Annotated in this window: 15 protein-coding genes; 9 read left to right on the forward strand and 6 right to left on the reverse strand. The window is 55.1% G+C overall.

What is annotated here, in order from left to right; translation table 11 throughout:
- Nucleotides 1-6 precede the first annotated feature (6 nt).
- Complete coding sequence (gene mgtE, locus M2418_RS06335) at nt 7-1,380, forward strand: magnesium transporter (RefSeq protein ID WP_259145501.1); 1,374 nt, start codon at nt 7-9, stop codon at nt 1,378-1,380.
- Nucleotides 1,381-1,396: 16 nt separating this feature from the next.
- Here mgtE and M2418_RS06340 read toward each other — a convergent pair whose 3' ends face one another.
- On the reverse strand, nt 1,397-1,789 hold the full coding sequence (locus M2418_RS06340; protein WP_259145502.1) for a helix-turn-helix domain-containing protein: 393 nt from the start codon (nt 1,787-1,789) through the stop codon (nt 1,397-1,399).
- 102 nt (nt 1,790-1,891) lie between these two features.
- Here M2418_RS06340 and M2418_RS06345 point away from each other — a divergent pair, with 102 nt between their 5' ends.
- Nucleotides 1,892-2,908: a zinc-binding alcohol dehydrogenase family protein gene (locus M2418_RS06345; protein ID WP_259145503.1), complete on the forward strand. Its 1,017-nt coding sequence runs from the start codon at nt 1,892-1,894 to the stop codon at nt 2,906-2,908.
- Between the two features lie 44 nt (nt 2,909-2,952).
- Here M2418_RS06345 and M2418_RS06350 read toward each other — a convergent pair whose 3' ends face one another.
- The 3 genes from M2418_RS06350 to M2418_RS06360 form a co-directional block, all read right to left on the reverse strand.
- Complete coding sequence (locus M2418_RS06350; RefSeq protein ID WP_250983014.1) at nt 2,953-3,705, reverse strand: pentapeptide repeat-containing protein; 753 nt, start codon at nt 3,703-3,705, stop codon at nt 2,953-2,955.
- A gap of 107 nt (nt 3,706-3,812) precedes the next feature.
- The gene (locus M2418_RS06355; RefSeq protein WP_259145504.1) at nt 3,813-4,337 is read right to left on the reverse strand and encodes a GNAT family N-acetyltransferase; all 525 of its coding nucleotides are present in this window, start codon (nt 4,335-4,337) and stop codon (nt 3,813-3,815) included.
- A 57-nt stretch (nt 4,338-4,394) separates the two neighbouring features.
- On the reverse strand, nt 4,395-6,059 hold the full coding sequence (locus tag M2418_RS06360; protein ID WP_259145505.1) for an electron transfer flavoprotein-ubiquinone oxidoreductase: 1,665 nt from the start codon (nt 6,057-6,059) through the stop codon (nt 4,395-4,397).
- Nucleotides 6,060-6,396: 337 nt separating this feature from the next.
- Here M2418_RS06360 and M2418_RS06365 point away from each other — a divergent pair, with 337 nt between their 5' ends.
- The 4 genes from M2418_RS06365 (at nt 6,397) to M2418_RS06380 (ending at nt 9,868) form a co-directional block, all read left to right on the forward strand.
- Nucleotides 6,397-7,791 carry an FAD-binding oxidoreductase gene (locus tag M2418_RS06365; protein ID WP_259145507.1) on the forward strand — a complete coding sequence of 465 codons (1,395 nt, stop codon included), beginning with the start codon at nt 6,397-6,399 and terminating at the stop codon, nt 7,789-7,791.
- Between the two features lie 86 nt (nt 7,792-7,877).
- A complete protein-coding gene (locus M2418_RS06370; protein WP_259145508.1) occupies nt 7,878-8,666 on the forward strand; it encodes an SDR family oxidoreductase in 789 nt (262 codons plus the stop codon).
- Between the two features lie 180 nt (nt 8,667-8,846).
- On the forward strand, nt 8,847-9,587 hold the full coding sequence (locus M2418_RS06375; protein WP_259145510.1) for a hypothetical protein: 741 nt from the start codon (nt 8,847-8,849) through the stop codon (nt 9,585-9,587).
- Nucleotides 9,588-9,664: 77 nt separating this feature from the next.
- Nucleotides 9,665-9,868, forward strand: coding sequence for a hypothetical protein (locus tag M2418_RS06380; RefSeq protein WP_250983020.1), 204 nt, complete (start codon nt 9,665-9,667; stop codon nt 9,866-9,868).
- 1 nt (nt 9,869) lies between these two features.
- On the opposite strand, the gene blaOXA is transcribed toward M2418_RS06380, so the two are convergent.
- Entirely contained in the window at nt 9,870-10,685 is an 816-nt protein-coding gene (blaOXA, locus tag M2418_RS06385; RefSeq protein ID WP_259145511.1) for a class D beta-lactamase, read from the reverse strand.
- A 268-nt stretch (nt 10,686-10,953) separates the two neighbouring features.
- Here blaOXA and M2418_RS06390 point away from each other — a divergent pair, with 268 nt between their 5' ends.
- From M2418_RS06390 to M2418_RS06400, 3 genes are all read left to right on the forward strand, one after another.
- Nucleotides 10,954-12,246, forward strand: coding sequence for an Hsp70 family protein (locus M2418_RS06390; protein WP_259145512.1), 1,293 nt, complete (start codon nt 10,954-10,956; stop codon nt 12,244-12,246).
- Between the two features lie 52 nt (nt 12,247-12,298).
- Nucleotides 12,299-13,171 carry a uracil-DNA glycosylase gene (locus M2418_RS06395; RefSeq protein ID WP_259145513.1) on the forward strand — a complete coding sequence of 291 codons (873 nt, stop codon included), beginning with the start codon at nt 12,299-12,301 and terminating at the stop codon, nt 13,169-13,171.
- A gap of 152 nt (nt 13,172-13,323) precedes the next feature.
- Nucleotides 13,324-13,515, forward strand: a complete 192-nt coding sequence (locus M2418_RS06400) for a hypothetical protein (protein WP_192487344.1) — start codon at nt 13,324-13,326, stop codon at nt 13,513-13,515.
- A gap of 142 nt (nt 13,516-13,657) precedes the next feature.
- Here the strand turns inward: M2418_RS06400 and M2418_RS06405 are convergent, their stop codons facing one another.
- Nucleotides 13,658-14,542: a hypothetical protein gene (locus tag M2418_RS06405; RefSeq protein ID WP_259145514.1), complete on the reverse strand. Its 885-nt coding sequence runs from the start codon at nt 14,540-14,542 to the stop codon at nt 13,658-13,660.
- Nucleotides 14,543-14,559 lie beyond the last annotated feature (17 nt).

Here is a 14,559-nt window from a genome sequence, read left to right on the forward strand (position 1 = left end):
GCAATCATGAACTTTCACACCCTCTCCCAGAGAGCCAGCAAGGCTGCACGCCTCTTTCGCGGCACCCATGCAACAGGCCTCACCATTGCAGAACGTGTAGACCAGCTGAACACGCTTGACGTGGCACAGGCTGCATCTGCCCTTTCCACCATGGCACAGCCAAAAGCCGTGGCCATTCTGGCTCGGCCAGAACTGCATCACGCCGCCGCCATCATCAACGCGATGCCGGTCGACGTTGCCGTTCGCCTGCTGAACACCATGGCAAACGATCGTGTCGCAGACCTTTTGCAGGAAATGCAAGACGGTGAGCGCGCCCGGCTGTCTTCACGGCTGGACCGCACAACGGCACTCGCCATACAGCATCTGATGAACTATCCGCCCCGCACTGCGGGCAGCATCATGACCACGGAGTTTGTCAGCGTCCCTGATGACTGGACCGTTGAGCAGACGCTTGATCATATCCGCACAGTCGGTCGTTCGCGCGAAACGGTCTACGCCATCTATGTGCTGAGCCATGACGGCGTTTTGACAAATGTCGTGACACTGCGCCGCCTGCTGACCGGTCAGCCAGAAGCCTCGATCCTGTCGGTCGCCCAGGCAGAAAGTGTTGTTTTCATCGATCCCTTGGCCTCGCAGGAAGTGGTCGCCAAGCTGATCCGCAAGCACAACCTGCTGGCCCTGCCCGTCGTTGATGAGCACGGACATGTTCTTGGCATTGTGACCGTCGATGATGTGATCGACACGATGATTGCCGATACGACCGAAGATGCCCAGAAATTCGGTGGCATGGAGGCGCTTGGAAAGCCCTATATGAAAATCGGCTTTCCAGAGATGATCCGCAAACGTGCCGGATGGCTGGCTGCGCTGTTTATCGGTGAAATGCTGACGGCAAGCGCCATGCAGCATTTTGAAGGTGAGTTGGAAAAGGCTGTCGTGCTGACACTGTTCATTCCGCTGATCATGAGCTCCGGCGGCAATTCCGGTTCGCAGGCAACGTCACTGATCATTCGTGCATTGGCGCTGGGAGAGCTAAAGCTTTCCGACTGGTGGCGTGTTCTGCTGCGTGAACTGCCAACCGGCCTGATGCTGGGCACCATACTCGGAGCAATCGGTTTCCTGCGGCTGACCGTATGGCAGAAGGCAGGTTTTTACGATTACGGCGAACACTGGCTGCTGGTTGGCTTCACGGTATTTTCCGCGCTGGTAGGCATCGTCAGCTTCGGTTCGATCTGTGGTTCCATGCTGCCATTCATCCTGCAGAAACTGCGTCTGGATCCAGCAAGCGCCTCGGCACCCTTCGTGGCAACCCTTGTCGATGTCACGGGTCTGGTCATCTACTTCAGTGTCGCGCTGCTGATCCTCAGCGGCACCGTGCTCTGATCAAAAGACTGGCAGCTCAGGCTGCCAGTTCCTTCCTGCCATCCGGTGTGCGGACGTATTTCGTGCCATTCTCGCAAACGACGTGGCTATCACCCCAGGTTTTCAGGGCGGCGATAACCGGCTGCATGCTGAGGCCCAGTGGCGTCAGCGTATAGTCCACCCGAGGCGGCACGACGGGAAAAACCTTGCGAGAAATCAGACCTGCTTCTTCCAGCTCACGCAACTGCTTGGTCAGCATGCGCTGGGTGACGCTTGGAATGTGGCGACGCAGTTCGTTGAAGCGAAGCGTACCGCCATTCAGCAGGTGATAGAGGATGACGCCCTTCCACTTGCCATCGAGAAAACTCAGCGTGGATTCAACGGGACAGCCGGGAAAGTTGCCAGTCAATTTTGCACGAGGACGAGACATCACAGTATCCTTTTTGTGCGTATATACAGAATTTGTGCATTCTTGCGGTTTCATTTCATATGTATCAATTACCATGCATGCAAACAAGCAAGGAGGCTTTACATGCGTGCCGTCGGTTATCTGAACCCTCAACCCATCACTGCCGAAACGTCCCTTCTGGACATTGAATTGCCAGATCCTGTCGCCACCGATCACGACCTGCTTGTCGAGATCAAGGCGGTATCGGTGAACCCCGTTGATACCAAGGTACGCAAAAGTGCTGTTCCTGAAGATGGCCAGCACCGCGTGCTCGGCTTCGATGCGGCGGGTGTGGTCAAGGCGGTCGGCGACAAGGTCAGCCTGTTCAAGCCCGGAGACGAGGTCTATTACGCTGGCGTCATTAACCGGCCGGGCTCCAACAGTGAATTTCAGTTGGTGGATGAGCGCATTGTCGGCGCAAAGCCTAAAAGCCTGAGCTTTGAAGAGGCGGCTGCCCTGCCCCTGACAGCCATCACCGCCTATGAAACCCTGTTTGATCGCCTTGATATCAATGAGCCGGTTTCCGGTGGCGCTAACGCCATCGTCATCATTGGTGGCGCCGGCGGTGTTGGCTCGATTGCCATCCAACTGGTGCGGCAGTTGACCGATCTGACGGTTATCGCAACGGCGTCACGTCCGGAAACGAAAGAATGGGCAAAAGAACTTGGCGCTCACCATGTCATCGACCATAGCCAGCCGATAGCCAAGCAGGTCGAGGCACTTGGAATAGGCGCGCCTTCCTTCGTGTTTTCCACCACACAGAGCGATCTTCATGGCGGCGAAAGCGTGACCTTGCTGGCACCACAGGGCCGTTTTGCGTTGATTGATGATCCCAAAGGCGGGTTCGACGTCATGCCGTTCAAGCGTAAATGCCTGTCGGTGCACTGGGAAATGATGTTCGCACGCGCCGTCTTCCAGACACCTGACATGATCGAGCAGCACAAGCTGTTGAGCCATGTCGCAGAACTTGTCGATGCAGGGAAAATCAAAACAACGCTGACGGAAACCTATGGCAGCATCAATGCCGCCAACATGAAAAAAGCCCATGCGCTGATTGAAAGCGGTACGGCAAAGGGCAAGATCGTCCTGTCCGGCTTCTGATGATCTTGAATCCCCCTAGCCTTTGGTCAGGGGGATTTTTTACATCATGAAGGGTCTTCGTCTGGATGGCAGGGCCACTCTTTAGATGCCGTAAGGCCTTCAGGTAGCTTGGTGTTTGCATCACCACAGGCGAGATCAAGCTGGCCTTGAGATAATCCAGAGACCTTCGACAGGTCGACGCCTTCAAAACGTGCCAAGAAAAGAAAAGCGTTCTGCAAATCCACCGCGCCGCCAAGCTTTGCACCGATGAAGCGCGCGCGAGACAAGTTTGCCATGCTGAAATGCACGTCATCCAGCACCGCGTTCTCAAAATTTGCCCGGCCGAGTTCGGCCTTCGAAAAATCCGCGCCAGCGAGATGTGCGCCGGTAAAATCGGCTCTTTGCATTTCCGCGTTCACGAATGGCACCTTGTCGGCCTTCACATTGGTGAAATCGCTGCGGTAGGCTTCAATCTTGTTGAGGGTTGCGCCTGCAAGATCGGTATTTGCGAGTGAAGTTCTGACCAGCTTCGCCTTGGTGAAGTTCACCGATTTCACAATCGACTCACGCAGGTCTGTATAGGTGAAATCAGTGCCCTGCAGGTTGGCACCTTCGAAATTGCTTCCACCGAGCATCAGCAGTCGCTTGTTGCACTGGCTCCAGTCCACGCCAGGGGCCGGATCAGACCGGCAATCGGCTGCGGCAGTGAAATGCGCTGAGGTCATAACCGATAGAAAACCGCATGCCGCAACAGCAGACCATAGCCATCTGCTTTTAAGGCCAGAGGAGATAACGCCGCATTTAACACCAAAGTCCATAACACCACCCCAGGACGCGATATGCGCCACAGCATTATATCAGCACCTCCCCACATGTCATGGTTAAACGCAGGGAATTCAACAGGCCGTTGCACGCGGTTGTGGATTTAGTGCTTATCCCAAGCCATGGCGACGCGGCGGGCAGGATCAAGACCACATTTAATCTGGTGATCCAGTGTTTGCCGCAGATGAGACGACAGTTCATCATCTGCCAGCACACGGAAACCCTTTCGGGCATAAAACGGTGCGTTGAACGGCACAAGCCGGTCGGTGGTCAGCGTTGCACGTCGCAGTCGGCGTCGCTCCATCTCTTCGATAGCCCAGACAATCAGAGCCTTGCCCAGCCCCTTGCCTTGCACTGCCCTCAAGACATCGATTTCATTGATGTAGAGTTCATCACCGATCTGCGTTGCACCAAGAAAACCCAAGGGGCGATCTTCACTGTTTGCGGCCACGACAAGAAGACCATTTTCAAGCATGACGAAAAGACTGTCAGCCGATGTGGCGCTTGGTTCACCCGGAATACCGCCAGCATCGCGAAGCGCAAAAAAGGCATCCAGCTCAATCTGTCTCAATGCCTCTATTTCATCGCGTCGCGCAGGCCGGATGGAAAACGAGACAAGATCATCCATTTTCACAACCTGACCTTATATTCATTTGAGCGGCGGTCCGTGCAGGCCGGGCCATCTTTACATATTGGCGTAGACCGGCCCTTCGCCGCCTTGTGGCGGAACCCAGTTGATATTCTGGTTAGGGTCCTTGATGTCACAGGTCTTGCAGTGCACGCAGTTCTGCGCGTTGATCACGTAGACTTCTTCGCCATCCTTCTCGACCCATTCGTAGACGCCTGCCGGACAGTAACGTGTCGAAGGCCCTGCATAGACATCATGCTCGGAGCGCTTCTGCAAATCCATGTCCTTGACATGCAGATGCACCGGTTGGTCTTCCTCATGATTGGTGGAAGACAGGAACACCGATGACAGGCGATCGAAGGTCAACACGCCATCTGGTCGCGGATAGGCAATCGGCTTGTGTTTCGCAGCAGGCTCAAGGCTTTCCGCATCGGTCTTTCCGTGCTTCAGGGTGCCGAAGATTGACAAGCCGAAAATCTGGTTGATCCACATATCGAGACCACCCAGGCCAATGCCCAGCAACGTGCCGAACCTGGACCACAGTGGTTTGACGTTGCGAACCCGCTTCAGGTCCTTGCCAATATCGCCCAGGCGCCATTCATTTTCGATCTCGACAACTTCATCATTGGCGCGGCCTGCGGCAATCGCGTCGGCGATCTTTTCTGCCGCCAGCATGCCAGACAGCACGGCATTGTGGCTGCCCTTGATGCGCGGCACGTTGACCAGACCGGCTGAGCAACCGATCAGTGCGCCACCGGGGAAGGAAAGTTTTGGCACCGACTGGTAGCCGCCTTCGGTGATGGCGCGGGCGCCATAGGACAGGCGCTTACCGCCCTCGAAGGTTTCGCTGATTGCCGGATGGGTCTTGAACCGCTGGAACTCTTCAAACGGATAGAGATACGGGTTCTTGTAGTTGAGGTGTACCACGAAACCAACGGCCACCAGATTGTCTTCCAGATGATACAGGAAAGATCCGCCACCGGTTTTAAAGCCCAGTGGCCAGCCGAACGAGTGCTGTACCAGACCCTGTTTGTGCTTTTCAGGCTTTACCTGCCACAGTTCCTTGATGCCAATACCGAACTTCTGGACATCACGATCCTTTTGCAGGTCGAATTTCGAGATAAGCTGCTTGGCCAGAGAACCACGCACACCCTCACCGATCAGCACATATTTACCCATCAGGGCCATGCCGCGCGTGAAGTTGGGGCCAGGTTCGCCGTTTCTTTCAACGCCCATGTCACCGGTTGCAACGCCAATGACAGCGCCGTCGTCACCGTAAATAACCTCGCTGGCAGCAAAACCGGGATAGATCTCGACGCCGAGAACTTCCGCCTTTTCCGCCAGCCAACGACAGACCAGACCAAGCGACACGATGTAATTGCCGTGGTTGCTCATCAGCGGTGGCATCATGAAGTTTGGCAGACGAATTGAACCAGCAGGCCCCAAGAACAGGAACTGGTCGTCCTTCACCTCGGTCTTGAACGGATGGCCCTCTTCCTCACGCCAGCCGGGCAACAGGCGGTCGATACCAATAGGATCAACCACCGCGCCGGACAGGATATGGGCTCCAACTTCGGCACCCTTTTCCAGAACAACCACTGACAGGTCCGGATTAACCTGCTTCAAACGAATTGCTGCCGACAGACCCGCAGGACCTGCACCCACAATCACAACGTCGAATTCCATCGACTCGCGTTCAGGAAGTTCATGTTGCTCTGTCATATCAGCCTCTCAATCCCGCCGGGTTGACCACCCCGTCCCTGTCTTTCGTTCTTTCTTGGCAAAGCAAACAGCACTTGTCGAGCGCTGAATGCGGCAAGTCATGTCGATTCACACATTATTGTCAGACAACCTGACGATTAAATTACTTTTACGTTCACGTAATATACAAATAAGGTCGGTTTTAGCGTCGGTCAAGGCGCGTTTAAGCAAATGATCACGCTTGACCTTCAACGCAAGTCGCCATCAAAATCAGTGGATTCTTCAAACTGCATTGGACGCCTGACCGCAGGCTGCTATTGATTTGCCAACTGAATTCACGCCGCGAAGCGAACCGCTCATGTCAGACACGTCCGCCCTCACCCTTGCAGCGAAGCTGAAATTTGCGTTCCCCGATATGCACATAGCCACACATACCGACTTGCAAGGACGCGACCCCGGAGAACACCCAGACAATTTTGGCGCTGGCATTCTGGTGTCTCCCTCTAGTGCAGTGGACCTCGCTGCGCTGGTGACATGGTGTCGCGAACAGGGCGTCAACATTGTGCCTCATGGCGGGCGCACCAGTCTTGCTGGTGGTTGCGTCAGCCATGAAGGGCAGATCGCCATCTCGACATCACGGCTGAACGCCGTTGATAGCATCAATATCGAAGAAAAGACCGTCACAGTGCAGGCGGGCATGACGTTGCAGGCCCTTCAAGAAGCGGTAGCGGCATACGGCCTTACCACCGGCATTGACCTTCCTTCGCGCGGAACGGCAACAATTGGCGGCATGGCGGCCACCAATGCAGGCGGACTGCTGGCATTTCGCAACGGCGTCATGCGCCATCAGATACTCGGTATCGAGGCCGTCATGCCTGATGGTACGATATTCAGTGACCTGACCCGCGTAGTCAAAGTCAGTGCCGGGCCTGACATCAAGCAGTTACTGATCGGAAGCGAAGGCGCGTTCGGTATCATCACACGCCTCGTGCTGAAACTTGAGATTTTGCGGCCATACCGCGCCACCGCCATGCTGGCAGTCAATAATGCCAAAAGCGCGCTGGCCATTGCCGAACGTCTCACTGACATGACCGGCCTCAAGCTGGAAGCGGCAGAAATGATGTGGCCGCTGTTTATCCGTGACCATGCCGCCTTGCGCAATTTTGACCTTTCCTGGCTGCCGGAGAGCGCCTGCGCCTTTATCGTTGAGATTTCGTCCACAGATGAAGAAACGGCTCGCGGCAATCTGGAAGCGGCCCTTGCCGACATCTGGGAGGAAATCGGTATTCTCGATGGCATTGTCGCGCAGTCCAGCACCCAGGCCAAACTAATCTGGGTACTGCGCGAGGAGTCTGGTTTCTATTACCAGTTCTACAACAATCCACCCTCCTTCGACGTATCCTTACCGCCTGCCCTGCTGGATGCCTATGTCGCGGATCTACATGCTCGGTTTCAGGTGCTGAATCCGGATTACCAACTTTATGTCTATGGCCATATTGCCGATGGCAACCTGCATCTGACGGTCAAATGTGATGAGCCAGACGAAGCGGAACTCATTCGCATTCAGGATGCGATCTATACCGATGTGCGCGAAATTGGCGGCAGCTTCTCGGCCGAACATGGCGTGGGTTTTGAGAAACGGTATGGTTACGAAAATTATGCCGACCCGGTAAAACGCAGTCTGGCAAAACAGATCAAGCGGGCTCTCGATCCCGATGGTTTGTTCAATCCCGGCAAAGTGCCATTTGCCTAAATGCACCAAAGCAGGTCTCGACCTTCAAATCGTGACCTGCGCAGCCTATACAAACAATGACGTCTCGATTTCATAAGGAATGACACATGGATTTCGGTATTTCCGGCAAACGCGCACTGGTTCTCGCCTCTTCACGCGGTCTTGGCCTTGGCATTGCCACTGCGCTGCTCAAGGAAGGCGTTAATGTATTGCTGGTTGGTCGCACCAGCGAAAAGCTGGAAGCAAATTGCCAAGCTCTCAACGCGCTTGGCAAAGGCAAAGCCGATTGGGTTCGTGGTGACATTTCCGAGGCAAATTTTGTGGCGGAGATGGTTGATGCCGTTAAACAGAAACTCGGCGGCATCGACATCCTGATCAACAATACCGGCGGCCCGACACCCGGCACTGCCGAAGAAATCACAGCCGAAAAGCTCGAAACCTTCTTCCAGTCGATGGTGCTGCGCGTCATCACACTGACCGGCGCTTTCCTGCCGCAGATGAAGGAACAACGCTGGGGCCGTATTGTCACCGTCGCCTCGTCAGGCGTTTTTGAACCGATCCCCAATCTGGCGCTGTCCAATACATTGCGCGGCGCGCTGGTTGGCTGGAGCAAGACATTGTCGAGCGAAGTGGCAGGTTTCGGCATCACATCCAATATGCTGCTGCCCGGCCGTATTCACACCGATCGTATCGATGAACTGGATGGCGCCAATGCCAAGCGCACCGGCAAGAGCATCGAGGAAATCCGCTCATCGTCCGTCAAGACCATTCCGGCTGCACGTCTCGGCACTGTCGATGAATTTGGTGCAGCAGGTGCGTTTCTGTGCTCGCAGGGAGCAAGCTACATCACCGGCACCATGTTGCGGGTCGATGGCGGTGCGGCAAGCTCCATCTAACGATCAATTCGTTCAAAGTCCTTTGGAGCGCGCCACGGCATGGTTGTGGCGCGCTTTTGTTTTGTGCTGTGGAAAACGCAATTACCTCAGTATTTTAATAAAATCACGCTACCCAATTCCACTAAATTTTGGGGGGTGGAAGGTTAGACGGGGGGCATTGATAGTTCTGGTACCCCTTTCATGCTCGAAACACTTCTGCCGCCCACCTCTTCAAGTGGGCAAACGTCTCTTGGCAACAGCGGCAACACAAATTCTTCTTCCGGCAATCAGGCTTCGCAAACGCCGCCGGTCACACATGCACAAACCGGTGAAAACACGGCACTAGAGACCGCAGCACAAGATGATGATGGCACCTATTCTGCGGCGCCTACTCAGCCCGATGGCGACACAGAGGCAGACGCTGGAGCTGCGGCTGGGGAACCGCCTTCCGCCGTCGATGATAACGACATATCGGAAAACGGTGATAGCGCCGGCTCAGCGCCGGAACCGACCGATGCATCTCAGCCCAGTGAACAGGTCAACGCAGCGCCCTCGTCGACTGTCGAGACCGATAGCGCGCAGAATGATAGCAAGGCTGACAGTGCCACCACGGCACCTGCCGCAGCGGGCCCTAATCCGCAACAGCAAGCCGCGCCGGTTCAGTCAAGACCAACAGCCGTTTCGTCTGTGTCAGCGCCCACCTCTCACACACTGGTTTTGAAAAATGACGCCGCGCTGGAGCGCAGTTTCAGAGCGGTTAATGACGCCGCATTCACAGCCTTGCGCAATCGTGCAATCGCCGCCCAGAAAGACCAGATCATTCGTGGTGTTTTGGACGCGATCGAAAAAAGCACGTTTGAAGGAACGGCGTCAAAGGCTTCGCAGGATACCGACACTGAAAACGAAACAAATCTGATCGTTCGTTATTACGCTGAAGCGTAAACGACGGGAGATTGTGACCATGGCGCGATCGACCGCTTCAGGTTATGATAGAGACCTTGTCTCTTTCGGGGTTTATCATGCAGGTGCTTCGAATTTCGCTGACCGTCCTTGGGGTTCTTCTAACGCTTATCGGCGCAATCTGGATTGGGCAGGGTAGCGGTTATTTCCCCTACCCCGCCTCCAGCTTCATGATCAATCAAAGCCCATGGATGTTACGCGGCGCACTTTTGGCGATTGCCGGGCTGGCCATGATCTTCGTGGCACGGCGCTTTATCCGCTAAATTATTTCACCAGCTTTGGCAGATCGGCAATCAGCGCGTCACGGGTCGCAAAGCTGATCGGTTCCTTGGTTGTCCATTCCCGGACATTCAGCGTGGCAAAGACCACCCGCTGATCGCCCTTTTCTGCCCAGCCGACAAACCAGCCAAGCCAGTTATTACCATCCGCCTTGCCGACCTTGTTGCGAATACGACCGGAACCGGTTTTACCGTGGATCAACCAGCCATCAGCGGCGGTAAATTGCGGGATGATCGCCTTTGTATTGTCATAGGCTTGTTTGGAGGCCGGTATTTTTCCACTCACGAAGCGGCGCATGAAATCGACCTGCTGATCAGGAGAAATCCTCAGCGATGACATTAGCCAGGATTCCGTCAGCCCATCCGTATGACCGGGTACGCCTTTGACATCGGCATTGCCATACTCGAATTCCTTGACGTATTCGGCGAATTTCTGCTTGCCGAGCTTTCGGGTGATTTCCTGCGAATACCAGACGATGGAATCCTTTTCCCAAATCGTCGGATCGACCGATTGCTGTTCGCGCTTCGGCCTTTTCCATTCGGCCTTGTAGTCCCATCGCGGCGTTGTGGCGTCCTTCAGAATGCCGGCATCATAACCCATGATCGCCAGAGGAAATTTGAAAGTCGATTGAGGTGCAAAGGCTTTATCGCAATCCCCCTCACGGTGCAGAGCCTGCCGGCTCGCCACATCCAGAATGACCGTGCAGTGAACCGGTTCTGCTGCACCGGCCGCACCAAAACTCAGACAAACGCCTGATACCAAACCAAAAAACAATGCCGAACGATAAAGTGTTTGCGTCATACGTCGCCCTCCTGATGCGCTTTACTCAAAACAACAAGCGCCGTGCGTTTCATCAAATCATGTCCATCCCCATCTTCGTATTGCGCCAACCCCCGTGGCTTTATTGCGGCATGACTTAAGAAAACGCATGCGCCATGCTTGCCATTCACAATCTCCTATGCGATCACCCGCCCTCTTCAAAAATCACAGGTGTCAATTGACGCCTTTTTATTTGCGGGACTGACATCGTTCAGTCCGGCCAGCTATTTTATCGACAAAGGATACCGCAATGGCACGGGCGCTCGGCCTCGACTTCGGCACGACCAACACGGTCATGGCTCTCTCTGAAAACGGCACGCAGAGCCGTTCCATGCAATTCAGCAGCATGGCCGGTGACACAGACAGCATGCGAACCGCACTTTCCTTTATGAAAGATCCGTCGCTTGGCGCTGCGGCATTGCACGTGGAAGCCGGTCAGGCCGCCATTCGCCAATTCATCGATCACGCCGGTGATTGCCGTTTCCTGCAGTCGATCAAGACATTTGCCGCCTCCTCGCTGTTCCAGGGCACGTTGATCTACGCCAAGCGCCAGACCTTCGAAGATCTGATGGAAGTTTTCCTGCGCAAGCTGAAGACCTATGCGGGTGACAACTGGAACGGTGATATCGGCACCGTTGTAGCTGGTCGTCCCGTGCGGTTTGCCGGCTCCAACCCAAATGAAGACCTTGCGCTGCAGCGCTATAATGAAGCCTTGACACGCATGGGTTTCCCAAACATCCACTATGTTTACGAGCCGGTGGCAGCCGCCTACTATTTTGCCCAGAGCCTCAAGAAAGATGCGAATGTTCTGGTCGCCGACTTCGGCGGCGGCACCACCGACTATTCACTCATTCGTTTTGAAACCAATGGCGGCCAGCTTTCGGCAAAACCGATCGGTCACTCCGGTGTCGGTGTTGCCGGCGACCATTTCGATTTTCGCATGATTGACAATCTGGTCTCGCCAGAGATCGGCAAAGGCAGCCAGTTCAAGAGCTTTGACAAGGTTCTCGATGTACCGGCCGGTTACTACGTCAATTTCGGCCGCTGGAACCAGCTGTCGATCTTCAAAACGTCAAAAGAATTCACTGATCTGAAATCACTGGTGCGTTCTGCGCTAGAGCCGGAGAAGCTGGAAATGTTCATCGATCTCGTTGAACATGACGAAGGTTATCCGCTCTATCAGGCCATTTCGGCCACCAAGATGGCACTGTCGCAGCATGAAGAGGCGGAGTTCAATTTCTCGCCGCTCGGAAAGTCCGGCCGCAAGACCGTGCGCCGCGCCGATTTCGACACCTGGATCAGCGACGATCTCGCCAAGATCGAAGACGCGCTCGACGAAGTCCTGACCAAGACCAACACCGATGCATCCAGCATCGACAAGGTCTTTCTGACAGGCGGCACATCCTTCGTTCCTGCGGTACGTAAAATCTTCACGCAGCGTTTCGACGCCGATAAGATTGAAAGCGGCGGAGAATTGCTGTCGATTGCGCACGGTCTGGCCATGATTGGCGAGAGTGGCGACATTGAGCGTTGGACGGCGTAACCAAAGACGCTTTTTACTTTGATCTACGCCGCCAGATCATTATGTTGACCTCATGATATCCGCAAATGACCTATCCCCTGCCGAACTCGCCGCGCTTCTGCATTTTCATGCAGATGCGGGCGTTGACTGGTTGCTGGAGGATAAAGCCATTGACCGGTTTGCGGAGTTTGAGGCAAGCCGTGCCAAACAGCAGGTACGGCAGACGGACAACGCACGCTCCGGCCAAACGGCAAGACGGAGCGATGCCGGCAAACCATCTGCCACGACCGGTGGACGTCCGGCAGCGGCGGCACCCTCCATGCCTAATATGGCGGTGCCAGACGAACAGGCGGTGGCTGCGGCCCGATTTGCGGCCGAAAGTGCCCGTTCCCTGGAAGAGTTGAAAACTGCCCTTGAAAGCTTCAACGGATGCAATCTTAAAAACGGGGCGCGCAATACCGTGTTTGCGACGGGTACCCCGGGCTCCAAGGTCATGATCATTGGCCCGATGCCGGATGCGGATGACGACCGCGATGGTCTGCCTTTCTCTGGCAAGGCAGGCATGCTGCTCGACCGTATGCTGGCAGCGATCGATCTCGACCGCAATCAGATCGCACTTGCCAACACCGTGCCATGGCGCCCGCCGGGCAACCGCGCCCCTTCCGGGCCGGAAATGAACATTTGCCGCCCCTTCATTGAGCGGCAGATCGCGCTTTTTGAGCCGAAATTGCTGTTGCTTTTGGGCAACGTTACCGCGCGATTCTTCTTTGGCGGCACCGGCACCATCCACACAATGCGCGGTCAGTGGCGTGAAGTGCCCGTTGGCGGCGCGATTATTCCGGCACTTGCCAGCCTGCATCCGCAAGAATTACTCAATGCTCCAGCCAGTAAAGCATTGGCTTGGCAGGATTTATTGTCTTTCAAATCCCGTCTCGCTCAAATGTAAATGCTTGGTTTTTGACCATTGTAAACGTTTTATGAAAATAGCCATGCGGTTAACGCATAACAGCGCCGCATTTACCCTGATTGTCGAATCCGACGACCGCTGTCATAAGCACCTCATGTCTTGGGAGGAAATAGGTTTAAGGAACCAAGGCTATGACAACTCGCTTTCGTCCGGTTCACTCCGGTTTTGAAACACTCAGGCTCGCAGGGGTTGGTCCCCGCTCCAGTCAGGGTTACCACCGTTTCGGTTCGGCAACGAACGAACAAATCACCGCACGTGCCTATGCTGTTCAGCATGGTGTAACGCGCCCTTCGCAAGTTTTTGCGGATTTTCGTGCACGCTGATCCAAAGGCGTCATGTTTTAAAAATTGTGTTACCGTGAGCGTTTTTCGACAGAAAGACGCTCTTTTGGTTTTTATGGGCTTTTTTTGGAAATAAAGCGCAATTAGCGCAGTGGTACCATCGACGGCCAGCAAGACCGCAACGTCAATCGCGATTTACTTGCGGCACAGTCATCTCATCACCGTAGCTTTCCACGACCGTCACGAATGCATTGTTGACATGGGCGATCTTCACAGCCTGCCAGCCGGCATAGTCATGCAGAAACTGCTTCGATATCCACATGCCGGAACGCGGCGCATCGTCTGACCAGCCAATCAGCTCCATATCCATGGCCTTGCGCATCATGCGCTGGAAATGGGTGCGCGACATCATGAACTCGGTCGCCAGTTCGGGGATGTTGACGTAGCCGATATCGATGCGTTTCTGGGTTATATCGGCATTCTTGATGCGGGCGATAAAATCATCGACCACCAGACCGCCGCCTTCCGTCCACATGAACATTGCGACGTTTTCGGGCGGTTCGCGCCATTCCTTGGATTCGATGCAACTGCGAATGGCGCGTGGATGAGCAAGCCGGAACAATTGCGGTTGGCTGATCAGCCGCGCCGCACGCATGCCGCCATCCATGCCATCCACCACCATCAGATTGCTGGCGTACCAGCGGAACATCGCCCCTTCGGTGGTCTCCGTCGCGCGGTAACGACGCGGATAATAGCGGCCATTTTTACCGACGACTTCGATGAAGCGGTAGATTTCCAACTGCTCGAGAAAGTTCTGAACGGTGTTACGGCTGGCAATGCCATGGGGCGTGATCAGATCGCGCAGGGAGGCAATCGTCAGGCCCGCCTCGCCGTTTTCCAGATGCAACGCCATTCCGGCCTGGCTTAACAACCAGCGTTGGTGGGCGGCCAGCATCTTGGCCATCCGTGGACCTTCCGCGAAGACGGTACGCAAAACCTGCGCCAGATCACTCAAGCCGCTAACGAATGCCGGATGCTCTACAAGTTCAGCGGGCGTATATCTTTTCAAGATATCCTCCCGACATG

Origin of the sequence: Rhizobium sp. BIGb0125 (genome assembly GCF_024810055.1) — a bacterium.
GTDB lineage: Bacteria > Pseudomonadota > Alphaproteobacteria > Rhizobiales > Rhizobiaceae > Agrobacterium.

What these genes read in the sequence shown, in the direction of transcription:
- mgtE (WP_259145501.1), top strand. Translation starts at nt 7, where the DNA reads ATGAACTTTCACACCCTCTCCCAGAGAGCCAGCAAGGCTGCACGCCTC.
- M2418_RS06340 (WP_259145502.1), bottom strand. Translation starts at nt 1,789, where the DNA reads ATGTCTCGTCCTCGTGCAAAATTGACTGGCAACTTTCCCGGCTGTCCC.
- M2418_RS06345 (WP_259145503.1), top strand. Translation starts at nt 1,892, where the DNA reads ATGCGTGCCGTCGGTTATCTGAACCCTCAACCCATCACTGCCGAAACG.
- M2418_RS06350 (WP_250983014.1), bottom strand. Translation starts at nt 3,705, where the DNA reads ATGGACTTTGGTGTTAAATGCGGCGTTATCTCCTCTGGCCTTAAAAGC.
- M2418_RS06355 (WP_259145504.1), bottom strand. Translation starts at nt 4,337, where the DNA reads ATGGATGATCTTGTCTCGTTTTCCATCCGGCCTGCGCGACGCGATGAA.
- M2418_RS06360 (WP_259145505.1), bottom strand. Translation starts at nt 6,059, where the DNA reads ATGACAGAGCAACATGAACTTCCTGAACGCGAGTCGATGGAATTCGAC.
- M2418_RS06365 (WP_259145507.1), top strand. Translation starts at nt 6,397, where the DNA reads ATGTCAGACACGTCCGCCCTCACCCTTGCAGCGAAGCTGAAATTTGCG.
- M2418_RS06370 (WP_259145508.1), top strand. Translation starts at nt 7,878, where the DNA reads ATGGATTTCGGTATTTCCGGCAAACGCGCACTGGTTCTCGCCTCTTCA.
- M2418_RS06375 (WP_259145510.1), top strand. Translation starts at nt 8,847, where the DNA reads ATGCTCGAAACACTTCTGCCGCCCACCTCTTCAAGTGGGCAAACGTCT.
- M2418_RS06380 (WP_250983020.1), top strand. Translation starts at nt 9,665, where the DNA reads ATGCAGGTGCTTCGAATTTCGCTGACCGTCCTTGGGGTTCTTCTAACG.
- blaOXA (WP_259145511.1), bottom strand. Translation starts at nt 10,685, where the DNA reads ATGACGCAAACACTTTATCGTTCGGCATTGTTTTTTGGTTTGGTATCA.
- M2418_RS06390 (WP_259145512.1), top strand. Translation starts at nt 10,954, where the DNA reads ATGGCACGGGCGCTCGGCCTCGACTTCGGCACGACCAACACGGTCATG.
- M2418_RS06395 (WP_259145513.1), top strand. Translation starts at nt 12,299, where the DNA reads ATGATATCCGCAAATGACCTATCCCCTGCCGAACTCGCCGCGCTTCTG.
- M2418_RS06400 (WP_192487344.1), top strand. Translation starts at nt 13,324, where the DNA reads ATGACAACTCGCTTTCGTCCGGTTCACTCCGGTTTTGAAACACTCAGG.